Origin of the sequence: Sorangium sp. So ce385, from assembly GCF_051474135.1 — a bacterium.
Lineage (GTDB): Bacteria > Myxococcota_A > Polyangia > Polyangiales > Polyangiaceae > Sorangium > Sorangium cellulosum_D.
This window is the reverse complement of the sequence record NZ_CP150337.1, coordinates 1,831,337-1,854,912: the sequence shown is the minus strand read 5'-3', so window position 1 is coordinate 1,854,912 and position 23,576 is coordinate 1,831,337. Positions and strand designations below refer to the sequence as shown.

Annotated in this window: 16 protein-coding genes; 7 read left to right on the top strand and 9 right to left on the bottom strand. The window is 71.4% G+C overall.

Annotation, left to right across the window (positions count from 1 at the left end; translation table 11 throughout):
* Positions 1–96 precede the first annotated feature (96 nt).
* Together WME83_RS06800 and WME83_RS06795 are read left to right on the top strand one after the other, a co-directional pair.
* Positions 97–873 carry an RNA polymerase sigma factor gene (locus WME83_RS06800; protein WP_437318433.1) on the top strand — a complete coding sequence of 259 codons (777 nt, stop codon included), beginning with the start codon at positions 97–99 and terminating at the stop codon, positions 871–873.
* Positions 874–957: 84 nt separating this feature from the next.
* Complete coding sequence (locus tag WME83_RS06795; protein ID WP_437318432.1) at positions 958–1,425, top strand: hypothetical protein; 468 nt, start codon at positions 958–960, stop codon at positions 1,423–1,425.
* A gap of 91 nt (positions 1,426–1,516) precedes the next feature.
* Here the strand turns inward: WME83_RS06795 and WME83_RS06790 are convergent, their stop codons facing one another.
* Entirely contained in the window at positions 1,517–1,903 is a 387-nt protein-coding gene (locus WME83_RS06790; RefSeq protein WP_437318431.1) for an NFACT RNA binding domain-containing protein, read from the bottom strand.
* A gap of 16 nt (positions 1,904–1,919) precedes the next feature.
* The gene (locus WME83_RS06785; RefSeq protein WP_437318430.1) at positions 1,920–2,903 is read right to left on the bottom strand and encodes a lysophospholipase; all 984 of its coding nucleotides are present in this window, start codon (positions 2,901–2,903) and stop codon (positions 1,920–1,922) included.
* 118 nt (positions 2,904–3,021) lie between these two features.
* On the opposite strand from WME83_RS06785, the gene lon reads away from it, so the two are divergent.
* On the top strand, positions 3,022–5,433 hold the full coding sequence (gene lon, locus WME83_RS06780; protein ID WP_437318429.1) for an endopeptidase La: 2,412 nt from the start codon (positions 3,022–3,024) through the stop codon (positions 5,431–5,433).
* A 21-nt stretch (positions 5,434–5,454) separates the two neighbouring features.
* On the opposite strand, the gene WME83_RS06775 is transcribed toward lon, so the two are convergent.
* The 4 genes from WME83_RS06775 to WME83_RS06760 are packed head-to-tail and all read right to left on the bottom strand — an operon-like array spanning position 5,455 to position 9,661.
* Positions 5,455–6,216, bottom strand: a complete 762-nt coding sequence (locus WME83_RS06775; RefSeq protein WP_437318428.1) for a hypothetical protein — start codon at positions 6,214–6,216, stop codon at positions 5,455–5,457.
* Between the two features lie 3 nt (positions 6,217–6,219).
* The gene (locus WME83_RS06770) at positions 6,220–7,545 is read right to left on the bottom strand and encodes a PAAR-like domain-containing protein (protein ID WP_437318427.1); all 1,326 of its coding nucleotides are present in this window, start codon (positions 7,543–7,545) and stop codon (positions 6,220–6,222) included.
* Entirely contained in the window at positions 7,542–8,642 is a 1,101-nt protein-coding gene (locus WME83_RS06765) for a 3-oxoacyl-ACP synthase (RefSeq protein WP_437318426.1), read from the bottom strand. The genes WME83_RS06770 and WME83_RS06765 overlap by 4 nt, the downstream gene beginning before the upstream one ends.
* Positions 8,639–9,661, bottom strand: a complete 1,023-nt coding sequence (locus tag WME83_RS06760; protein ID WP_437318425.1) for a DUF2169 family type VI secretion system accessory protein — start codon at positions 9,659–9,661, stop codon at positions 8,639–8,641. The genes WME83_RS06765 and WME83_RS06760 overlap by 4 nt, the downstream gene beginning before the upstream one ends.
* A gap of 139 nt (positions 9,662–9,800) precedes the next feature.
* Between WME83_RS06760 and WME83_RS06755 the strand changes: the two genes are divergently transcribed.
* Both WME83_RS06755 and WME83_RS06750 read left to right on the top strand, forming a co-directional pair.
* Complete coding sequence (locus WME83_RS06755; protein ID WP_437318424.1) at positions 9,801–11,963, top strand: type VI secretion system Vgr family protein; 2,163 nt, start codon at positions 9,801–9,803, stop codon at positions 11,961–11,963.
* Between the two features lie 8 nt (positions 11,964–11,971).
* Positions 11,972–13,228, top strand: a complete 1,257-nt coding sequence (locus WME83_RS06750; protein WP_437318423.1) for a TIGR02270 family protein — start codon at positions 11,972–11,974, stop codon at positions 13,226–13,228.
* A gap of 99 nt (positions 13,229–13,327) precedes the next feature.
* Here the strand turns inward: WME83_RS06750 and WME83_RS06745 are convergent, their stop codons facing one another.
* On the bottom strand, positions 13,328–14,458 hold the full coding sequence (locus WME83_RS06745; protein WP_437318422.1) for an alpha/beta hydrolase family protein: 1,131 nt from the start codon (positions 14,456–14,458) through the stop codon (positions 13,328–13,330).
* Positions 14,459–15,182: 724 nt separating this feature from the next.
* Between WME83_RS06745 and WME83_RS06740 the strand changes: the two genes are divergently transcribed.
* Positions 15,183–16,877 (top strand): right-handed parallel beta-helix repeat-containing protein, encoded by a 1,695-nt coding sequence (locus tag WME83_RS06740; protein ID WP_437318421.1) that lies wholly within the window; start codon positions 15,183–15,185, stop codon positions 16,875–16,877.
* 25 nt (positions 16,878–16,902) lie between these two features.
* On the opposite strand, the gene WME83_RS06735 is transcribed toward WME83_RS06740, so the two are convergent.
* Both WME83_RS06735 and WME83_RS06730 read right to left on the bottom strand, forming a co-directional pair.
* The gene (locus WME83_RS06735; protein WP_437318420.1) at positions 16,903–17,958 is read right to left on the bottom strand and encodes a glycosyl hydrolase 53 family protein; all 1,056 of its coding nucleotides are present in this window, start codon (positions 17,956–17,958) and stop codon (positions 16,903–16,905) included.
* An 887-nt stretch (positions 17,959–18,845) separates the two neighbouring features.
* Entirely contained in the window at positions 18,846–21,788 is a 2,943-nt protein-coding gene (locus tag WME83_RS06730; protein WP_437318419.1) for an SBBP repeat-containing protein, read from the bottom strand.
* Between the two features lie 1,188 nt (positions 21,789–22,976).
* Between WME83_RS06730 and WME83_RS06725 the strand changes: the two genes are divergently transcribed.
* Positions 22,977–23,342: a hypothetical protein gene (locus tag WME83_RS06725; protein WP_437318418.1), complete on the top strand. Its 366-nt coding sequence runs from the start codon at positions 22,977–22,979 to the stop codon at positions 23,340–23,342.
* Positions 23,343–23,576: the final 234 nt, after the last annotated feature.

Sequence of the window (23,576 nt, the reverse complement as noted above, 5' to 3'; positions counted from 1 at the left end):
CGCGCGCACGCGCGCGGGCGCAGGCGAGGACGGCCTGCGAGCGGCGAGACGAGCGAGGAGAGGACGCTCCCCGCCGGCAGCCCCAAGGAGATCTGCTTGCCCGACACCCCGCTGACGACATCCGTTCTCACCTCCGCGCTCGGCGGAGAGATCCAGTCGCTCCGATCCGTGATCGCCGCGCTCACGCCGGTGATCCACGCGCGCGTCGGCCGGGCGCTCCACCGGCGCTTTGCCCGCGCCGCGGGCGGGGTGGACGACCGCATGGACGACCTCGTGCAAGACGTGTTCGTCGAGCTGTTCCGCGACGGCAGCCGGGCGCTCCGCGCCTGGGATCCGGCCCGCGGGCTGAGCCTCGCCAACTGGGTGGGCCTCATCGCCGACCAGCGCGTGGCCGCGGCCCTCCGCCGCTGGCGGCGGCACCCGGAGGCCGCGGCGCTGCCGCTCGACGACGCGCCGGAGGAGGGCGCGCGGTCCGACGACGATCCGGAGGCGCGGGTGCTCGCCCGCGACGCGCTGGAGCGCCCCCTCGGCCTGCTCCGCGCGGAGCTCAGCCCCCTCGGGCGGGAGCTGTTCGAGGCGCTCCTCATCGAGGAGGAGCCCATCGCCGCGGTGTGCGCGCGGACGGGGATGAGCACCGCCGCGGTGCAGGCCTGGAGCAGCCGCCTCAAGCGGCGGCTCGCGGAGCTCGCCGCCGGGGGCGGGCGGAGCGCGCCCGGAGGACGGCGCAGGGCGATGGCGGCCGACGAGCGCGGGACATCGCTCGATTCAGCGCGATCCCACGGCGCGCCACGAACCGCGGGCCGCGCCCCGACGGGGCAGCGAACCAGGAAGAAGTCGGCATTGGATGTCAGCCGCGTGGAGCATCGCTCCTAAACCTCACCGACAGCGAGGAGGCGCCGGGCCCCGCGGGGGCGGGAGCGGCAGCGCGCCTCGCATCGAAGGAAGGAAGAAGATCTCATGTCTCTTCAAAAGGCAGTGTTGCGCTCGGTTCAGGGAAACCTCGTCTCGTTCTCGACGCGCGTCGCGGTGACAGCGCTCGCGGCGCTCCTCCCCGCGTGCGGCGCCCCGCCCGCGGACGACCTCGATCTCGGCGAGGCGGCGGCGCTCTCCGAGCAGGCCGACGCGCTCGTGGGACCCGTGAAAGGCCGCGACGCCTGCGCTTCCGTCCGCTGCAAGGACGGCTTCGTCTGCGAAGCGCAGAACGGGAGTCCCGTGTGCGTGGCCGCCCCGCCGCCGGAGTGCCAGACCGACGACGACTGCAGCCTCGTCGCCAGCTATTGCGGGGACTGCACCTGCAGCGCCGCCCCGTCGGGCGAGGTCGAGCCCAAGTGCGTGGAAGGCGAGGTGGCGTGTGCGGTCTGGCCCTGTCTCGGCCTCACCGCCTCCTGCCAGGCCGGCGCGTGCGTGCTCGCGGGCGAGCAGTGATCGGCGATCCGGGGCAGGCGCGTCGGCCGGCGGCGGCCGGCGCGCCGCCCCAGCCCCGCGCGGCGCGGCGGCCGGCCCGCCGCCGCCCGGCTCACCCCGGCTCGCGCCCCGGGATCTCCGGCCGCACGCGCACGCTCTTCCACCGCGCGAGCTGCACGAGCCCGGCCGGGGCGCCGCGCGGCTTGCTCACGTCGGCGACGCGGCAGACGTGGACCTCCACCTTGGCCGCGCCCCGCGCCTTCGAGTACCACGCGGCCGCCGCGGCGGCGCGCTCGACCACCTCGCGCGGGACCTCCGCGCGCCCCGGGTTGCGCACGATCACGTGGCTGCCCGGCGTGCCGCCGGCCACGTGCAGCCAGAGGTCGTGCGGCTCGGCGATCTCGAAGGTGAGCGCGTCGTTGTCGTCGTCGCCGCGGCCGACGAGCACCTCGAAGCCGTCGAACGTGAGCGTGCGGTACGGCCGCCCCTTGCTGCCCATCCCCTGCCCCCCGCCGTCAGCCGGCCGCGGCGCCGGCGCTCGGCCGCGCGGGCCGCGCGGGCGCCGGCGCCTCGGTCTTCACCTCGGCGTCGAGCCACGCGAGCAGGTCCCGCACGACCTCCTCGCGGTTGATCTCGTTCAGCATCTCGTGGCGCCCGCCGGGGTAGATCCGCTGCGTCACCCGGCGGAGGCCGGCGGCGCGGTACGCCTCGATCATCTGCGTCACGCCCCGGAGCGGGCCGCCGACCGGGTCGCGCGAGCCGGAGAAGACGTAGACCGGCAGCTCCTTCGGGATCCGCGCCTGCCGCTCGGGCCGCGCGATCTCCACCAGCGCGTCGAGCAGGTCGATCCACAGCGAGACCGTCGCGGGGAAGCCGCAATGGGGGTCGGCCATGTACCCGTCGACCTCGGCGCGATCGCGAGAGAGCCAGTCGAAGGGCGTGCGCGCCGGCGCGAACAGCTTGTTGAAGCTGTCGAAGCTCATCGACTGGAGCAGCTGGCTCTTGCCCCGCTCGCCCAGGCGCCGCCGCTCCGCGCGCGCGAGGAGCCGGCCCGCGTCGACGAGCGGGCTCGGCTTGCCCGAGGAGCCCGAGAGCACCGCGCCCTGGATCGAGCCGCCGCGCTCGATCAGGTACTCCTGCACGAGCGAGGAGCCCATGCTGTGGCCGAAGAGCACGACCGGCAGGCCCGGGTGCTCCTCCCGCTCGCGGGCGATGAGCGCCGCGAGATCGCGCACGACGCGCTGGAAGCCGCCCTGGCTCGCGAAGAAGCCGAGCTCGCCGCGCTCGCGCGCCGTCCTGCCGTGGCCGCGGTGGTCGTTCGCGTAGACGGCCCACCCGGCGGCAGAGAGCGCGTGCGCGAGCCGCGCGTAGCGGCCCGCGTGCTCGGACATGCCGTGGGCGATGTGGAAGATGCCCCGCGCCCCGTCGTCCGGGAGCCAGCGGTACACGAAGAGCTCTCGACCGTCGTCCGCCTGAAACGTGAAGGTGTCCGCGGGCATCGGGAGAGGACCCTACCACCGCTCCGCGCGCGACTGACCACGATTCTCGATGCTTCCGCGCCGAAAGGACTTTTCGGTACGGTCCTCCGTGGCATGAGGTTCGCACGACGACGCGGCCATGCCCGAGCGCCGATCGTTGCCCGTGCTGTCGTTGCGCGACACCGTGCTCTTCCCTGGGATAGCGACGCCCATCACGGTCGGACGGCTGAAGACGCTCCGCGCGGTGGAGGCCGCCCTCCGGATGGAGGGAGAAGACAAGCGCATCTTCGCGGTCGCCCAGCGCGACGCCGCCGAGGAGCCCACCACGGGCGGCCTCTTCTCGATCGGCGTGATCGCCCGCATCACCCAGGTGCAGCGGTTCGGCTCAGGCCTCCAGCTCGTGCTGTACTGCGAGCGGCGAGCGGCCGCGCCCCGCTACACCGAGGTCGACGGCGTGATCCGCGCCCCGGTCATCGAGCTGGCCGATCTCCCCCTCCGTCCAGAGGAGGACAGCGCCCTGGAGGCGCTCGCCCGCGAGGTGCGCGAGCGCGCCGTCGAGTACGGCCGTCACCGCGGCGCGCCCGAGGACGTGCTCAAGCAGTTCGTCGGCAGCATGTACGGGCCCGCCGAGCTCGTGAACCACATCGCCTTCTACCTGGACCTCCCGACCCCCGAGAAGCAGGCGCTGCTCGAGATCCTCTCGACGGAAGAGCGGATGCGCAGCCTCGCGCTGCACCTCTACCGGCAGATCGGGATCGTGGAGACCCAGGAGAAGATCCGGACGACCGTCGAGGAGGAGCTCGGCGAGCGGCAGCGGGAGCTCTACCTGCGCGAGCAGCTGCGCGCGATCCAGAAGGAGCTCGGCGAGGAGGACGACGAGAACGCCGCGGCACGTCTGGAGCACAAGCTGCAGCGGGCGGGCCTCCCGGTCGACGTCCTGCAGGAGGCCCGGCGCGACCTCTCGCGGCTCAAGCGCATGGGACGGGAGACATCGCCCGAGGCGCAGGTGCTGATGACCTGGCTCGAGTGGGTGGCCGATCTGCCCTGGAGCCAGCGCACCGACGACCACGTCGATCTCGATCGGGCCCGGGCGATCCTCGACGAGGATCACCACGGCCTCGGCGACGTGAAGGACCGGGTGCTCGAGTTCCTGGCGGTCCGCAAGCTGCGCGTCGAGCAGGCGCGGGGCGAGGGCGAGCGGAGCCGGGCGGTCTCCCGCGGCCCGATCCTGCTCTTCCTCGGTCCGCCCGGGACCGGCAAGACGTCCATCGCGGAGTCGATCGCGCGGGCGCTCGGGCGCAAGTACGTCCGCGTCTCGCTGGGCGGGGCGCGCGACGAGGCGGACATCCGGGGACATCGTCGCACCTACGTGGGCGCGATGCCGGGCCGCATCCTCCAGGGGATCAAGCGCGTGGGCTCGAAGAACCCCGTGATCGTCCTCGACGAGGTCGACAAGCTCGGCGCCTCGTTCCAGGGCGATCCGGGCGCGGCGCTGCTGGAGGTGCTCGATCCGGCGCAGAACGAGGGCTTCGTCGATCACTACCTCGGCCTGCCGTTCGACCTGTCCGAGGTGCTGTTCATCTGCACGGCGAACTTCCGGGAGACGATCCCCGCGCCGCTGTTCGACCGGATGGAGACCGCGCTGTTCGCCGGATACACGGAGCAGGAGAAGCACGAGATCGCCCGGAGGTACCTGCTCCCCCGGCAGCGGCGGGAGTGCGGGCTGAGCGAGGATCAGCTGCGCGTGACGGGCGCGGCGCTCGGCGAGATCATCAGCGGCTACACGCGCGAGGCGGGCGTGCGTCAGCTCGAACGGACGCTCGGCGCCCTGGCGAGAAAGGCCGCGCGCAGGATCGCGGGCGGCGAGATCGAGCGGGCCGTGGTGAGCGCGGGAGAGGACGTGAAGGATTTGCTCGGTCGCGCGAAGATGCGCCTGGAGCGGAGGCTGCAGCACGATCTGCCGGGCGTCGCGACCGGCATGTATTACACGCAGCTGGGTGGCGACATCATGCACGTCGAGGCGAGCGTGATGCCCGGCAAGGGCGATTTCGTCCTGACGGGGCAGCTCGGCGAGGTCATGAAGGAGAGCGGCCGCGCGGCGCTGAGCTACGCGCGCGCGCACGCGGCGGAGCTCGGGGTGCCGCTCGATCGGCTGCTGCGGCGCGACGTGCACATCCACGTTCCGGCGGGGGCGGTGCCCAAGGACGGCCCGAGCGCGGGCGTGACGATCGCGGTGGCGCTGGTGAGCGCCCTGTCGGGCAGGCCGGTGCGGAGCGACATCGCGATGACCGGGGAGATCACGCTGCGCGGCACGGTCCTGCCGATCGGGGGCCTCAAGGAGAAGGTGCTGGGGGCCCACCGGGCGGGGATCTTCGAGATCCTGATCCCGGCGGACAACGAGGCGGATCTCGACGATCTGCCGGCGGAGGTGCGGCGCTCGCTGGAGTTCACCCTGGTGAGCACGCTCGACGAGGCGATCGCGGTGTGCCTGCGGCTCCGGCCGATCCGCCTGGAGGCGCCGGAGGAGATGCCGCACGCGCGGGCGTCCTGAGGCGCGCGCTCCGGGACGGCCTCAGCGGCCGTCGGCGCTGCCGGCGTTGACGGACGCGGCCCCCCGCCACTCGGTCAACCCGGCGGAGTCCTCGACGATGGCCTGGAAGCTCCGCAGCTGCCCGGCGTCGCGCATCCCCACGCGGATGGAGAAGCCCGGGTCGTCCGGCCGCCGGTAGAGCAGGATGGCCGCGTCCTGCCGCTCGAACAGGAGGCAGCGCCGCGGGTACGGGAGCCGCGTGAACCCCAGCCGCTCGAAGACCACGGCCGCGTCCTCGGCGCGCGGAGGCGCGCCCGCCGGCCCGTCCGCGGCGAGGTGCTCGGCGCGGTGAGGGAAGGTCGGGAGGTGGACATTCCTCATCGCCAGCACGAACAGCATCTCCCGGAGGCTCACGAACCGCCGGGTGAGGCGCGTCTTCCACGTCTGCTCGCCGAACGGAAAGCGGACCACCTGGCAGTCCTCGGCCTCGGACGGGGCGTCGAGATCGAGGAAGTAATGGTGCCCGTCCGGGGAAGCGTCGCCGAAGACGTAGAGGAAGCGGCGCGGCGGCATCCACGGGGCAAGCTCGTAGAGCTCTGCGATCTTGGAAGGATGGTATTCGTGAAGGTCCTCGAGGAGCGGCCCGCCCTCGGCGCCCATCGCCGCCGCGAAGGCTCGGTAGAAGCCCGGGCAAGGGCGGCCGAAGCGCTCCTCGAGCTCGTCGAGCCGCCAGCCGTAGACGCCCTGGATCCGGCCGCGGTACCCCGGCGCGTAGCGGTCGAGCAGCGCGAGGAGCTCTTCCATGGCTCAGGGGCACTCCGCTTGGTTGTCACAGAGCATCTCCGGGGTGAGCTGCTGGCAGGTCTCGCACGAAGGCACCGACTCTCCGTGCTGGAACTTCTCCAGTCCCCTCGAGCTCTCTCCGTCTTTCGTCTTCGTGTACGTGACCTTGACGGCCTTGCCGAGGGGCGAGTACCACTTCTCCGACAGGGTCTTGACCTTGTGTCCGCCCGCGCCTCCTGCCTGGAGGAGCTTGGGAGCGGCGCAGTCCCAGACATTCCGGTTCATCGTCTCGAGGGCGCTCTTCTGCCGTTCGCTCTGCGTGAAGCCGTCGACGAGCGCGAACGTCCCGGTGGCGTCCACGGCGTCGCGGAAGCCGGGCGTGACCTCGCCGGAGGCGGCCGCGAGCCTCTTGGGGTTCTGGACGCACTTACAGATGCACGCCCCGATCATATAGGGCTTGGTATACGTGCCGGTCCCCTCGCTCGCGCCGAGGACAGGGCGCATCGCCCCGAGCTCGTCGTTGATCGCGCGGAGCTCCTGCGTGAAGGCCTGGGTCGCGACATCCATATCTCGCCGGATGGCCTTGATCTCGTTCTCCTTCGCCATGGCCTTCTTTTTGGCGTCGTTGTAGTCGCTGCCGAGCTTGGCCTTGTGCTCCTTGCTCGCCTTGTCGAGATTCGCCTTCGCAGATGCCACGCCCTGCTCCAGCTCCTCCAAGTTCGCGCTCTCCTTATCGATCTTGAGCTCGAACACGGCCCGCTCCGCCCGCCGTTGCTCCAGGAGGTCGAGATACCTGCGCAGGCGCTCCTCTTGCACGAGGAACCTGTCCCGGAGCTCCTTGAAGAGGTCGAGCAGGGTCGCCACCACCTCGCCCGTCTCGTGAACCCGGTGGCTGTCGACCGGCTTGTCGCACACCCCGCACGCCGCGTCGTCGCCATAGGCCAGCCCCGTCTGCCCGTTCGAGATGAACGCCGTGTTGAACGTGTTGCCGTTCTGCAGGGTCGGGTCGAGGAACCGGGCCACGCCCTTGCCCTCCACCTTCACATCCATGCTCGACCCGCCCCAGGTCAGCTTGCCCTTGATCTTCGACGAGATGACGCCCCCCGCCGTCCCCGGCTCGTCGCCCGCGCTCGTGCTGAGCTCCGAGCTCGCGAGGGCCACGGGGTTGCCCGCGATGCTCGTCTGCTTGCTGCCCTTGGCCAGCATCGCGTCCTGCGCCGTGTTCACGAACGGCGTGGGCACCGGGCCGGCCGGCGTGGGCACCTTGCAGACGTCCGGCGGCGCCGCGACGTGCGTGAGGCCGTCGCCCTGATGCAGGACCAGCCGGCCGTTCGCGAAGACGTTGCTCATCGCCCCTCTCCTCCGCCGGAGCCCCCGAGGGCCCCTTCCACCACGCAGGCCCCCACGCGCCCCCCGCGGCCCCGCGCGCCGTCCGCGCTGCCGTACACGAGCGCGCGCGGCGCGTTCCCCGCCGCCCTCGCCGCCGGCGCCCGCCTCCGCCGCCGGTGGAGCGCCGCGGCCAGCATCACCGGCGCGGCGCCCGCGCCCGCGTCGCCCAGCCACTCGCCCGCCGCGCGCAGCGCGAGCGGCTCCGGCATCCACGCGGCGTTGCGCAGGTACGCGCGCGAGAGCTCCGTCGCCCAGAACGACTCGCCCGGCTGGCAGCTCATCACCTCGTCCACGCGCCGCGCCCCCGCCGCCTCGTCCCCCCGGAGCGCGCGGAACACGCCCGTGAGCCCGTCGGCCGCGCTCGGCACCCGCGACGCGAACGGCGCGGGCTCGGCCCCGAGCGCGACGCCCAGCACGACGCCCAACGCCTCGAGGCCCATCGCCGCCGCGGCCCCGGGCCGCGCCACGACGACGAAGCCCGCCGCCTCCCCCGGGATGCGCCCGTCGCGGTTCTGCGGGGAGAGGTGCAGCCGCGCCGCCGAGAGCGCCGCGAGCGAGTCCGCGTCGCAGAGCGAGTCGACCGCGCCCACCACCGCCATCGAGCCGACCCGGCCCGCGCGCAGGTCCCCGAGCGCCGCGGAGAGCGCCTCGAAGAAGGCCGCGCGCCCGCCCTCGAACGCCCCGACCAGCGCGAGCGCGCCCCCCGCCTGGCCCGGCGGCGCGGAGAGGAGCGCGCCGAGGAGCGACTCGCGCGCCACCGGCGCGCCCAGCGACGGCTCCGGCAGCCCGAGGTAAAGCGGCACCCGCCCGGTCGGGGACGCCTTGAGCCGCTCCCGCAGGCCGTCGAGCGCGGCGCGGCCGAGCGCGATCATCCGCTCCGTGCGGGTGGACGAGGGATCGAGCGTCGAGAGCCGCGACGCGCGCACCGGCTCGCCGACGCCCGGCGCCGCGGCCTCGGCGAAGCGGGCGAGCCCCGCCCGCATCGACGCGAGCGTCATCTCCTCGGTCGTCCCGATCGGCGTGCACAGCCCGAGGCCCACGACGCGCTCGCCGCTCACGGCGCGTTCTCCCACGGCTCCAGCAGGCGGACGGTGGTGACCTCGTGCGCGGCGAGCTCGCCGTGGGCCGCGAACGTCGCGCGGTAGACGAGCGAGACGCGCCGCTCGTCCGGCTCCAGGTAGACCGCGTCGAGCGCCATGAGCCGCCGCTCCACGCGCCGCCCGAGGGCGCACTTCGCGACCACCCGGCACACGGGCAGCGAGAACGCGATCGGGCCGTCCGGCGACACGCCGTCGAGGAGGACGGGCTCGCCGCCGCGGAGGTGCGGCGAGGCCGCCAGGCGCCGGGGCGCCGCCTGGAAGAAGCGCTCGTCGAAATCGGCAGGCCAGAGCGGGGCGCGCCGCTCGACCCACGCCGCGTCGTACGTGCCCGCGAGCCCGAGGCGCGGCTGCCAGCTCCGGGCCACCGGGCCGAAGCCGCACGGCGGAGGCCGGTCCGACCAGCCCTCGATGAGCGCGTCGGGGTCCTCGATGAACGGCAACGGGCGGCCCTGCGCCTCGCGCTCGCTCGCATAGAGGCCCATGCCCACCGGGTTGCGCGCGTCGTGCGCGCCGGCGGCCGCCCCGCCGAAGCTCTGCTCGTAGCGGAGCGGCATCGACCGGAAGGGCTCCGGGCTCGAGGGGGAGAGCCCCGCCCTGCCCCGCTGCCAGACGCGCGCGCCGAAGACCAGCGCCCGCTTCTCGACCCGGCCCACCCGGACCGCGACCGAGGCCGTGGTCGCCCGCCTCCCGCCGGCGGTCCACGTGTGGCCGTGGAGCAGCACGTCCGTCATCGGGCGCGTGTACGCGGCCTCCGATTCATAGCGAAGGCTCGACGCCCCGGGCTCGCCCCAGTACGCGTCGGCCGCGCGCGGCGCGGGCTGCTCGTCGCAGAGGCGCAGCGGCCCCGCGGCCGGCCGCCCCGGCGCCGGCAGGACGAAGCTGCCGGCGGCGACGACGACGAGGCATTCCACGCCATCGCGCGTGAGCGACGGGAAATCGGCGGCGGCGAGCGGGGTGAGGTTGTCGAGGGCGGGCATCCAGCCGGTGAGCGAGGATGGTTTCAGACTCGCTGGCCCGCGACAAGCAGCTCGACACCGCCCAGCGCGGAGCATGTAGTATCGAGGCGATCGCGCGCGCGCGCTCCCGTGCGCTCGCCTCTCGGGAGGAGCGGGATCCGTGCACACATTCCAGATCGAAGGGGTCGGCGGAGATCTCCGGGTCGTCCATTTCGAGGGGCAGGAGGCGATCTCCGAGCTCTTCCGGTTCGATATCACGCTCGTGAGCCTCGCCGGCGATCTCGCCCTCGGCGCCGCGGTCGGAAAGCGCGCGTCGCTCGGCTTCCGGGTCGGCGAGGACTTCCGCCGCGTCCACGGGATCATCGCCCATTTCGAGCTCGGCGAAGAGGGGAAGAAGCTCACCACCTACAGGGCCGTGCTGGTGCCCGACGTCTTTCGCCTGCTCCACCGGCGCGACAGCCGCATCTTCCAGGAGCTCTCGGTCCCCGACATCCTGAAGAAGGTCCTGGGCGCCGCCGGCGTCGCCGCGGGCGACTGCCGCTTCGCGCTCCGGGGGCGCTACGCGCCCCGCGAGTATTGCGTGCAGTACCGCGAGACCGACTGGGCATTTGCCTGCCGGCTGATGGAGGAAGAGGGCATCGCCTACTGGTTCGATCACGACGCGGACGCGCACAAGCTCGTGCTCTGCGACGACCCCTCGGCCCACCCGCCGATCGACGGCGAGGCGACGCTCGTGTTCCGCCCGCCGCTCGGCGCGCTCATCAGCGGCGAGCACGTCTCCCGGTTCCGTTACGCCGAGCAGGTCCAGCCCGGCAAGGTCACGCTGCGCGATTACAATTTCAAGAAGCCGGCGCTCTCGCTGGAGAGCTCCGAGCAGGGCGAGCGCGACGACGATCTCGAGATCTACGACCACCCCGGCGATTACGACGCGCCGGGCGCGGGCCGCGAGCGCGCGCGCGTCCGCCTGGAGGAGCTCGCGGCGAGGCGCCGCATCGCCGAGGGCGAGGCCGCTTGCCCCCGCATGCTCGCCGGGCGCACGTTCTCGCTCGCCGAGCACCCGCGCGACGACGTGAACCAGGCCTACCTCCTCGTCCGCGTCGAGCACAGCGGCCACGAGCCCGCCATGGAAGCCGTGGTGAACGAGGGCAAGCCGCCCTGTGAGACGCGGTTCCAGGCCATCCCCGCCGGCGTCCCGTTCCGCCCGCCGCTCGTCACGCCGAAGCCGTCGATCAAGGGCGTCCAGACCGCGATCGTCACCGGCCCCGCGGGCGAGGAGATCTACACGGACGAGCACGGGCGCATCAAGGTGCAGTTCCACTGGGACCGGCAGGGCAAGCGGGACGAGCGCAGCTCGTGCTGGATCCGGGTGAGCCAGATGTGGGCCGGCAGCGCGTGGGGCGCGGTCGTCCTGCCGCGCATCGGCCACGAGGTCGTGGTCGATTTCATCGAGGGCGACCCGGATCGCCCGCTCGTGGTCGGCAGCGTCTACCACGGCGCCAACGTGCCGCCGTACGCGCTGCCCGCCGAGAAGACGAAGAGCGCCCTCAAATCGAACAGCTCGTCCGGCGGCGAGGGCTACAACGAGCTTCGCTTCGAGGACCGCAAGGGCTCCGAGGAGGTCTTCCTCCACGCCCAGAAGGACTGGAACACCGTCGTTCGCAACGACAGGACCCAGGACATCGGCCGCGACGAGGCGCTCCACGTCACCCGCGACCGGACGAAGCGCGTGGACAACGATCAGCGCGAGGTCGTCGGCGGCCACAAGGCCATCGAGGTCACGAAGACGCACACGGAGAGCATCGGCCAGGACGAGCGCCTCGACGTCGGCGGCGACCGGACCGTCGCGGTGTCGGGCAGCCACGCCGAGTCGGTCGGCAAGGACCAGTCGATCGACGTGGGCGGCGGCCAGAGCGTCTCGGTCGGCGCGTCGGCGACGATCTCGATCGCCAAGAGCAAGACCGAATCCGTCGGCGAGGCGAGCGACGAGACCGTCGGCAAGAGCAAATCGGTGAGCGTGGACGAGGCCTACGCCATCACGGTCGGCAAGGACATGACCGTCACCGTCAGCAAGAGCGCGCGGGACGAGGTCGGCGAGAACAAGGCCATCATCGTGGGCAAAGCGCTCACCATCCAGGTCGGCGACGCGCAGATCCTGATCAAGCAGAGCGGCGAGCTCGTGCTGCAGGGAAAGCAGCTCGTCGTGAAGGCCGACGGCCCGATCCAGGTGGAAGGGCAGAAGCTCGCGGTGAAGTCCGGCGGCGACGTGAGCGTGCAAGCCTCGGGCAACGTGAGCGTCAAGGGCGGCAAGATCGGGATGAACTGACGGCGAGTATGAGCGCGACCCTGCAAGCCTCGCTGTGCGAGGAGCACGCCGACCAGGCGGCGTTCCTGTGGCTCCTCCGGGATCGCGCCGCCCGGAGCGCGGCCTACGACCTCGAGGACCTGGCCGAGCTCGACGACCGGCTCGAGGCGCACCTCGACGGGCTCAGGCTGGCGGGGGACGCGGGCTGGGAGGCGTGCCGCGCGCTGCTCCAGCAGGCCGAGGGGGGCGAGGTGTTCGGCGCGGCGGTCGTGGCGGTGCATCGCTGGGACCTGCGGGGGCTCGCGCGGGTCCTCGACGTGGGCGGCGGGGCGCCGGACGTGTCGCGGGGCATCGCGTCGGCGCTCGGGTGGACGCCGCTCGAGCGCGTGCGGCGCCTCCTGCCCGGGCTCCTCTCGGGCCGGTGCCCGCCGGCGCTGCAACGGCTCGGGATCGCGGCGTGCGCGGCGCACGGCGAGGACCCCGGCGCGCCGCTCGGCTACGCGCTGCTCGCGCGCGACCCGCGGCTGCGCGCGCGGGCGCTGCGGGCCGCGGGGCAGCTCGGGCGGGTCGACCTGCTCCCCGACGTGCGCGCGTCGCTCCGCGCCGACGACGAGGCGTGCCGCTTCTGGGCGGCGTGGTCGGCGGCGCTGCTCGGCGAGGGCGCGTCCGCGCAGGTGCTCTGGGAGCTGGCGAACGGCGGCGGGCCGTTCGCGGCCGAGTCCGCGAGCATGGCGATGCGGCGGATGGCGCCGGCCGTCGCGTCCACCTGGCTGCGCGCGCTGGAGCGGTCGGCGCGCGATCCGCGGGTGCCGGTGGCGGCGGCGTGGGCGCTGGGCGACCCGGCGGCCGTGCCGTGGCTCCTGGAGGTCGCGGGGGATCCGGCCCTCGCGCGCCTCGCGGGTCAGGCGATCTCGCTGATCACCGGGCTCGATCTGGCGGCGGAGCAGCTCGCGCGGAAGGCGCCGAGCGGCGCCCGCGCGGGGCCGACGGACGATCCGAGCGACAGGGACGTGGCGATGGATCCGGACGGGGACCTGGCCTTTCCGGACGTCGCGGGCGTCTCGGCCTGGTGGCGCCGTCGCGCGGCGGAGTACCGGCCGGGGACGCGCTACCTGCTCGGCCGGGCGATGACGCGCGAGGGGCTGGAGCAGGCGCTGCGGGAGGGCCACCAGATCGCGCGCGGGGCCGCGGCGGTGGAGCTGAGCTTGCGGGAGCGAGGGCGGGCGGTGTTCGAGGTGCGGGGGCCGGGCTTCGCGCAGCAAGAGGCGCTCGGGCGACGCGGTTAGCTCGATCCGACGGGCGCCTTCGCCCCGCAGCCCGCGGGGCCTTCTCGTCGGTCGAACCGCCCTGCTCCTCGGAGCAAGGCGGTTCGAGGCCCATCGACGCTAGGGCAGATTGGCAGACGAGATATTCCAGCTCCTGTCGCTGCAGAATCGGCAGCTCGCGCCGACGAGCGCGCCCTTGCCGGTGGCCGTCTCGTCGCCCTTGAGCCACCAGTTGAGCCACGCCAGGTTGACCTGGGTGAACTCGCCGCCGTTCCGAGCCCACAGATCGCCGCCATGATCCGCGCCGACCTTGGCGAACATCATGACCGGGATATCGCCCCGGGCGGAGATGTACTCGAAGTCTCGGGCGCCGTTGTCGTCCGCGCCCACGCTATCCGCGGTGCCGGTGACGATCAACACGGGCGTGTGGATCGAGTTGTAGAAGGCCTGATCCGGCGAGAACGTGCCGCTGCTCGTGTGTCCCCAGGTCGTCATCCTGGGATCTGCGGCGGTCCCCGCCGCCATCAAGCCGCCGCAGGAGAAGCCGTTCGCGGCGACCTTCGTGGTCTCGATGCTCTTGTAATAGGCGCTGCAAGGCTTCTCGTTCTCGGCGATCACCCAGTCGATGTAGGCGAGCAGCACCTCGCCTCCGCCCCCGAGCTCGCGGTTGGGCTGCGTGTTTCCCGGTGTCCCGTCCGCCACCACGAAGTAGCCATGCGAGGCGATCTCGGCCATGGCCGCTTCGTTCGCGAGGCCGTCCCGCGAACATCCGCCCTGCCCCCAGACGAAGATCGGATACTTGGCGCCCCCACCGAGATCCGCCGGACGGAAGATGGTGCCCTCGTTGATGCCGGGGTCCGGGTTCGTCTCGACGACCACCTGATGAGGGCCGCTCCCCGACACCCTTCGATCCGCGGGTCGTGACTCGGTGCACGTGCCGGTGAAGGCGCCGCCCGAGCCTCCGTTCCCGCCCGCCATGTCCCCGCCGCCGGCCGGCGTTCCTCCGCCCGCGGCGCCCGAGCCGGAGGGCTCAGCCCCACCGGCGGTGCTTTGTGAGCCGCCCGAGCCCGTGGCCAGAGGCCCTCCGGTGGAGCTCGCCTGCTCGCTGCCCGAGCTGCTCGCGCCCCCTCCCGTGCCCGCCGCGGCTCCGCCGCTTCCCCCAGCGTTGCCGTCGTCACTCGAGCCGCCGCAAGCGGCGACGATCATGCCCAGCGCGGCCCAGGTGAAAGCCCAAGTCGATTTGGTATTCATAGCGACTCCATATCAGAGCGAGCAAGCGAAGAGAGGGGACCCATTCGCGTCTCTCCCGCGAACCGCAGGCAAAGGTCGTGCACGCCATCGGTCGGCGCTATCGAACGTTTCGATATCACTCTGATCTTGCCATCCTCCCGTGGTGCCGACGGAGCACATGGACACGGGTCTTCAGGCGCCCCACGGACCCCGGTGGCACGCCGTCATCATCGTCGATCGTCGAAGCAAAAGGATGACTTTCGGGGACATTGTGAGCGTTCACATTTCCGATGTCAATTCCAATCGTCAGGCGCCGGCCCCGGGGAGCTCGCGGGGACCGATCCGTCGCCTCGGGCGGGCCGTGGTAGCCCCGCTCACCAGCCCGGCGCGCGCAGGCGGCGCTCGCCGAGCCGCCCGCACAGGCGAGCTCCCAGGAGCCCACGACCGGGTGGGAGCCATGGTACCCTCTCTCGACGTAAACTTACCCTCTGACGGGAAATCTTCGAGCCCTCGATGACAAAGTCGAGCGACCCGTGATTGATCGAGAGCGCTCCGGGACACGGGGAGAGAGGGACGATGCGTTCCCGATCTCCGTCGCCGCGACCCCCGGACCACGCTCGGCGATCCGCGGTACCGCACCGGGCCGCTCACGAACCTGACATAGCCGCTCGAACGAGACACGATAACTGGCAATGACATCGGTCGGTTCTCGTCGGCGACTTCAACTTCTCGCGAGGCTACACCGATGAGCATGAATCGAAAGCAGTCCTTGGCGGCGACCTCGACGACCGCGGGCCTCTTCGTGCTGCTGGCGGCCGGATACGCGCGCGCGGCGGAGCACTACGTGGCGCCGGACGGCAGCGATTCAGACCGCGGCACCATGGACCAGCCGTTCGCCACCCTCGCCAAGGCGAACAGCGCCGCCGCCGCCGGCGACACCATCTGGGTGCGCGGCGGCACCTACTACGTCACGACCCAGCTCGTCCTCTCGAGGAGCGGCACCTCGGATACGAACCGCACCAAGATCTGGGCCTATCCAGGTGAGAAGCCGGTGCTCGACGCGTCGAGGTATGTCACCAGCAACGCGGCCGTCGACGTGCCGGTGGTCCTGGTGACCGGGAGCTGGATGCACCTTCGAGGGCTCGAGATCGGCAACGCCAAGGTGGGCAGGAGCGGCGACCACTCGTACTCGCTGCTCCGCACCAAGGGCTCCAGCAACAACATCTTCGAGCTGCTCGACCTCCATCATGGCTTCGGGTCCGGCCTGTTCATCGATAAAGGCAACGGCGGCAACCTGGTCCTCAACTGCGATTCGCACGACAACTACGACCAGAACGGCAGCCAGGGCGACGGTCAGAACGGAGACGGCTTCGGCGTCCATTACCAGACGACGGGCCCCAGCACGATCATCCGGGGGTGCCGCGCTTGGAACAACTCGGACGACGGCTACGACTACATCTCGCAGGAGGTGCCGGTCATCACCGAGGGCAGCTTCGCCATGTCGAACGGGCGGGGCAGCGAGGGCAACGGCAACGGGTTCAAGGTCGGCAGCAGCAAGACGGGCATCCGGCACGTCGTGCAGAACAACGTGGCCTGGAAGAACAAGGCCGCGGGCTTCTACGCGAACCATTCGTCGGGCGGCAATACCTGGCTCAACAACACGGCATACAAGAATGGAACCCAGTACAACATGCTGGCGAGCCCGCCCGACGACAGCAGCCAGACGATCATCTTGACCGGAGCGCTCGCGCACAAGATGCGGAACAACATCGGCTTCCCGAACAAGAACTCGAACATGGGGGGCGTCGACACCGCGTTCAACACGTGGGACCTGAACATCACGGAGGCGAGCGCGGCCTTCGAGAGCACGTCCGACGCCGGTTGCACCGGCCCCCGCGAGGCCGACGGCCGCATCCCCTCCGCGTGCGCGTTCATGAAGCTCACGGCCGAGAGCGCCTTGATCGACGAGGGCACGGACGTGGGGCTCCCGTTCGTCGGGTCGGCGCCGGACCTCGGTGCTTACGAGCTCGGCGCCGAGCCGACCGAAGGGACGGGCGGCGGCGCCGGCGGCTCGGGCGCCGCTGGCGGCGGCATGGGCGGCACGGCGGCCCAGGGAAGCGGTGGCGACGGGTCCGGTGGCACGGTCGGCACCAGCGGTGGAACGGGCGCGGCGGGCGGCGCTGGCCAGGGTGGCGCGCTGGGTGTCGGCGGCTCCCCGGAGACCGGCGGCGCCGACGGCGAATCGGCAGGCCGCGCCGGAGGCGCAGGGACCTCGGACGACGCGAGCGCCGCGGCGGGTTGCGCTTGCGCCGTCGCTTCCGAGGACGCCACCGCCGGTGCGGGCGGGTTCGCGTTCCTCGCGCTCGCCTCGGCGTTCGCCGCGCGCTCCCGCGATCGGAGGACGGCGCGACGCGAGGGCTGCCGGCCGTCGAGGTCCTGATCCGACAGGCCCCTCGACAGCACGGCTACTGGCACGTCGTTCCCTGGAGCTCTCCGGCAGGGGTCGACGGCACAGGAAGTCCATAGGACTCGGCCAAGCGCGCGTAGGCGTCCATGTTCGCGTTGGCCGTATAGGTATTGTCGTTGAAGTCAAACAGCGTACGATCACCATACGCCGTCGGCTCCCAGAGGAACGTACCCCGGCCCATTTGGTTCGGGAGGTCGCGCATGACGGAGTTGATGAGATCCCTGCGGACATCGGTGTACTCGCAGCTCATCACGGGCAGGTTGTACTTGTTGACGACGTACCCGAATTCCTCCCTCCAGTCCTGGCCATTGTTGGTGGTTCCGTAGGTCGAGCCGCAGATCCCATCCACGTCGATGGGCGGATCGTTGGTCAAGTACGCGTCCACCCAGGGGCGGAAGCCGCCGTCGGGTCGCGGCCGGCCGTGCTGCGCCCACACGACGATGTTCGGGTCGGTCTCGCGCACGGCGCGGATGCCGGCATTGACGAGACCGGAGAAGTTGGCCCAGTTGCTCATGGACACCCCCGACATGCGCGAGTTGGTCTCGTTGCCGACCTGGACCATGTCCGGCTTCACGCCAGCGGCCACCATTTCATCGAGCACATCTTTTACGTGGTCGTAAGCGGCCTCCTGCATCTGAGAGGGACTCATCCCAGCCCAGGCGGACGGTACGTTCTGGTGACCGATGGACGCCCAGGTGTCGCTCATGTGAAAGTCGAGGAACAGGCCCATCCCGCAGGCCTTGACCCGCTTCGCCATGGCGATCGTGTGGGCGATGTCGCCGAAGGCCTCCGTCGGGCGAGCGCCCGAGTAAAGCTCCGAGGTGTAGCCCCCCTGACAATCCGGACACACGAAAGTCCGGAGCCTAACGAAGTTGAACCCGTGGTCGACCAAGATCCTCTCGATGGATCTGGTCTGGCCCTGGTCTCGGTAGCGCCGGCCGATCGACTCCTGTTCGAGGGTCCATGAGATATCGGCACCCAGGATGTACGGGGGGTTGAAGATCTCGCCGGTGCCGGCATCGGCGCCCCCGCTCCCCGAGGCACCACCGCTCATGCTGGTCCCGCCGGTCGCCTCCCCACCCGTGCTCGTCGCGTCACCCGAGCTCGAGGCCCCGCCGGAGCCGGTGGACCCGCCGGAGCCGGTGGACCCGACCGAGCTGGTGGACCCGACCGAGCTGGTGGACCCGACCGAGCTGGTGGACCCAAACGAGCTGGAAGTGCCGCTGGTTCCGTCACCTCCTGTACCGCCGTCGTCCCCCGTGCACGCTCCGAGGAGCACGAGGGCGGTGGCCGTCGCTGTCGATATCCAAGTTCGCATGGAGAAATCCCTTCAGCGGACGCGAGACACGCGTCGGCCCGCGGGCAAATCCTCGTCCTCCGGAGGCTCACCTGCCAGGCGTCCTCGGCGGTCGAGTCTCGATTGACCCCTTCCAGGTCGCTCGAGCGGCTCGGACTCAATCACCAGAGTCTCGACCACGGTGCATTTCTTGGAAGCTCGAAAATCTTGCAGCACACGAGAACGCGCGCTCGCGCGCTGAGCTGGAGGGCCGTGCGCGCCCACGGTGCCCACCTCACCCCCGCTCCGCCGACACCATCGCGGATTTGGGAAGCCGATCTCCTGTCCGAGTGGGCGCGCTTCACCATCCTCCCCGGCGAGTGAACCTAGGTATCGCGCTCTCCCGTCCACCCGCGGGCAGCTTCGTTCAGGCGGCCCTGGGGTGTTCGCTGAAGACGGAGTCGTCGCGTCGGCTGCAGGGGATTCGAGGGCGCATCCTGGCGGGAGGGTACGCGCGCCGGGCGGGGGATCGACGGACGTCACGAGGCTTGCGTGCCCGTGCACCTCGACGGGGAGCCTGTCGGCGCTTCCTTGCGAGCGACGCGGCAGGAGAGAGCAGGGAGATGCCCCCCGTCGAGGTCATGTCACGGCCAATGCGGGGAGCGTCAGCGCCCCTGGACCTCGATGTTGGTCACGCCCCAGCCCTCGTCGAACAGGCCGGTCAGCCCGGTCGCGGACAGGTCGAGCGCGAGGTCGGGCGCGGAGTGCGGGAAGACCAGCTTCATGCGGTATACGGAGTCGCCGGACGGATAGGCGAGGGTGTTCACCTCGAGCGCGCCCGACCCGGCCAGGCTCCCGTCCAGCGGATAGCTCTGGGAGCTCAGGGTGTTGGAGAAGGTCTCGCTGAACAGCTCGACGCCGTCCGCGGAGGCGGTCCAGACGCTGGGACCCAGGGGCCCATCGCCGTCCCAGGCGTTGATGAGGTAGAGGTCGAAGCTGACGGTCAGCTCGGTGTGGGGGGCGAGCTCGTCGAGCGTCAGGTGCACCGTCTCGTTGCCGAACTGCCCCAGGAAGGTGCGGTCTCCGAGCGGGGTGACGCTGGTGACGATCGACGCCCACTCCGGGCCGATGGATCCGGTGAAGTCGTTGAAGTAGACGCTGCGGGGGCTGTCGATGACCTGCCCGCCCTGCCCGTGGCTCGCGAGATCCGTCGCGGCCTCCTGGGCCGAGTCCGCGAAGCTCGCGTCGCCGGTGAGGCCCACGTCGAGGATGCACGTCTGCTTGATCACCGCGTCGGTGATGCCGGCGCAGGCCTGCTCGCCCGCGGCCCTCTGCGCGGGGGTCAGGTCGTTCAGCCACACCGGCTGCCCGGGACCGGCCGGACCGCCGCACGGCGTGCCCTGCTGGATGAGCGCGACGTCGCCCTGGGCGGCGCCCACCCGCCAGACGTCCGCGTAGCTGTTCGTGTCCTGGTACATCTCGAAGAACGTCAGCCCGCTGCTCAGCGCGCTGCCGTCCCGGGCCATCATGAACTCGTTGGTCGGGTCGTCATCGGCGTTCCCGAAGAGGCCGACCATCTTGCCCACGCTGGCCGGCGGGACGAGGAAGAGCGTGTCCAGGTACAGGCCGAGCGAATAGCTCCTTGGACGCAGCGCCAGCCGCTCTCCCGTCGGCCAGGCCAGCACGGTCCTGCCGCTCGCGGACGGGTAGATGCTCCCGCCGCCGGCGAGCGCGAGCGCGCCGCTCGACGGCACCGTCGTCGGCTGCCCGTTCACGTAGAGCGCGCCGTTCGCGTGGAACTCCACGAGATCGCCCGCGATGCGCGCGCCCACCGCCCGGCCGGTCGAGACGCCCGGCGACACGGGGCACTGCCGGATCTGGATCTCCAGATCGGGCGTGGCCGCGCTGGTCGCCAGCACGAAGTCGCCCTCCCCCTGGAAGTCGAAGGCGACACGATCGAAGCTGACGTAATGGGGGTCTCCGTTGCACGTGGCGGGCTTGCAGGACGGCTCCGGGGTGTCCACGCGGCACCCCTTCATGACCTTGACGAGGAGGGCGTCGCTGCCACCGCCGCCGAACGAGTGGCCGCAGAACGGCGCGTCCGTCCTGCCCGTCAGGAAGACATTGCCCCTCGGATCGACGGCGACGCCTTGTCCCGCCTCGGTCGCGTTCGTGCCGATGTACTCGGTGCGCAGGTGTGCCCCGGCCGCGCTGTACTCGCGCAGGTACATGTCATCGCTCCCGAGGGGCGCGTCGGAGTCGAGGTCGCGGCGGGTCTGGCCGGTCAACACGACGGATCCACGGACGACGGCCACCGACGTCGCGGAGACGTTCTCGCTCGCCGTTGTCTGCCGGATCCACTGCGTGGTGAGGCTCGCGTCCAGCTTGGCGAGGAAGGCGTCATATGTCGTCGAAGAGGCAACCGGGGGGAAGTTCCCGTTCGTCGTGCCGGAGACGTAGACGACGGTCTGCCCCGACTCCACCGCGGTGGTCAGGCTGAACGCCTGGTCCTGGAGGTTCGTGCCGAGGAGAGCCACCCCGCCCAGAGCACCGCTGTCGCTGTAGCGGGCGACAAACGCGTCAGCGCTGCCGCCCGCGTACGGTTGGCCCGCCAGCGCGCCGGTGGTGTAACCGGCGACGTAGACCTGCCCATCGGCGCCGACGGAGACGCTGCGCGCGATGGTCGTCCTGTTGTTCACGCCGAGCTGCCTGGTCCAGACAGGATCGCCGCTCGGCGAAACCTTCGCCACGAACAGCGACGTGGTGCCGCTCGTCGGCGGCGGGCTCACCCCGGCGAGATTCCCGCCCGTGGAGCCCACGACGTAGACGCTGCCGTCAGGTGCGTGGGCCACGGACCACGCTTGATCCACCGCAGCCGTACCGAGCTGGCGCCGCCAGGCCTCGGTCCCGTTTGCGTTCAGCTTGACGAGGAAGGCGTCCGAAGATCCCTTGTGCTGGCCGGCCTCGATCGCGCCGCTCGTGTGGCCGACCACGTAGAGCGACGCGTTGCCGCTCGCGGGGCACTGGGCCGAGGAGACGGCGACGCCCGTCGCCTGGTCGCTCGCCGACGTGCCGATCTGCGCGCCCCACACGAGGTTCCCGTCCTGACCGACCTTGCGGACGAAGGCGTCGCTCCCGCCGCGGTTCACCTCGCCCGAGATGGCCCCGGTGGTGGACCCGACCTGGTAGACGGCGTCGCAGGACGCGGCGACCGCGTTCCCGAGGTCCGCGCCGGCCGTGGGCGTCTCGTCGTGCCACGTGAATCCCTCGAAGCTCGGGCAGGTCACGTTCTGCAAGGGGAGCGGGCGGCCGTTCGCGCGATCTCCCCCGGTCGGGTCGAACGGGAGGGTGGACAGGGGGGAGTCGTCCTCCTTGGGCCTCAGCTCCTCCTCGGTCGCGCTCGTATCGTCGTTCAGCGCTCCGCCGGGCGCGGGATCCTCCCCCTCCGCTCCGGCGCCGTCGTCCTCGGAGGAGATCGGCGCAGCCTCGTCGGGCTGGGGGCCTCTCGCCGCGCCCACCGGCAGCGGATCGCCGGTCGAGCCGCTGCAAGCGGCGACGCCTGCTGCCAGGATGCACACGGAGAGCGTCTCACCATGAAATCGTTTCATGCTCGAACCTCACAGGAATGGTGTCGACTCGAAATGGCCTGAGGCTGGGAGAATCCGATGCTTCATTCTCTCTGTCGGGTCCCCCCGAACCATCCAGCCGCCGGGGGGCCGCGAGCCCGGCCTCAACGCCGCCGGTCCTCGACGAGCGCGCGTTCCTCGTCACCGAGAGCTCAGAGCTCCCGGACAGCCCCTCATCGCGCTTCGTTCTCGCGGGGGCCATGAGCAACGAGAGTGCCAGACCTTTCAAGCTTCCGACCTGCAGCACCTGGCCGCAGGCCAGCTCCTCGGCCGGGCCCGCAGCGCGCGCAGGTGAGCGCCGCTCCAAGGATGGGATCGTTCCGCCTCCGCGCAGGGGGCGCATGCGGCAGCGTGCTCGTCACCCAGGGACGCAGCGCTTCATCCAGGGACGCGGGCTCCATCGCGGCCCCCTCTTTGGCGACCGCTCGCCATCGACCGTTCTCCTGGCGGTCCTGCTCCGCGGGGGGCGAACCGCCGCGATCCGTCGCATCACCGGGGATTTGGGGAGAGCGCCGGGCCCGCCGCTCGCGTCGACGCGCTGCCGGAGCCTTGCGGCTCGCCAGCGCCCGCAGGATCTGCCGAGATCGCACGCGCGCGATGGTTACGGGGTGAAAGCATCGAGCGTGACAGCGGTCCCGCCACCTGGGGAACTACCTGTCGTTGGCGTCGAGCGAGGGCGGGAGCGGAATGACCCACCTCGCCAACAAGATCGCTCACCTCTGCACGGGCTGGATGGAGAGCGACCGCCGATTGTCACATCCACGCTCCCTTCGAGCGATCGATCGCGCCGGACCCGCCTCTCGCTCTCCTGCGGGGGCCGGGCCTCCATTCTTGGAGTCGGCACGGCGCGCGACCATGACAGTTTGTCTGAAATACGTAGCCGTTCGTCCGACGCCGCCAGAGAGGGCTCAATGCGCAGGCGCCCGGCCCCTGCACGAGCGAAGCCAGGATGGCGAGCGGCAGGCGAGGGCGGCTGTCTCCTACCTTGTGCAAACGATGTGTGGCGACATTGAAGCGTGTAAAGGATGCGTGAAGATGCATGAACAAGGCGCATCGCCGGATGCGCTCCGCCACGGAGTCCTTCAAGCTCGTCCCCGGCATTCCGTGGTGCAGGTGTGGCGACCTCCGGGTCGCCCGGAACTGTGAAAGGTAAGGAAAGCGATGAACTTCATGCGATTTGGTGTTGGCGGAGCTTTGATTGCTGGCGCGGCCCTCACGCTGCCCGCTTGCGCGGCCGGGTCGGACGACGGCGAGTCCTCCGAGATCGAGAGGACCTTCGTCGACGTCGACGATCCGGCGGAGCTCGAGGGCGAGCAAGAGCTCCTTGGGACGTCGTCGGAAGCGCTGAGGTCCTACTCGTTCCTCGCGTCGTGCGTCGACGTGACGATCGCGGAGTACTCGGATGGCTCCGTGCTGGTGGCCCACGCGTATTGCAGGAAGCGAGACGGCTCCTGGCACCACAGCTCGTGGGGCCGCGGGTACTGCAGCGGCGATCTGGCGAACTGTGACGGGAGCGTCGTCTGCGGGAGTTGCTGACAGCGCCTCCCGACCCCAGCGGCCGCGGCCGTGCCCGCGCCGATCTCGCGACGCCGGGGTAGCGCCCTGGTAGCTCCGGCGCGCTCGCGCTCCAGGTGAGCTCGACGCGCCGTGGATACCTGCCGGCGCTCGCCCCGGCGATCCCCGCCCCACCATGCCTTCCGGGCATGCCCAAGACGTCCCTCACCCGCGGAGCCGCGCATCGCCCTCGCCTCGAGACGACGCGCCGTGGTA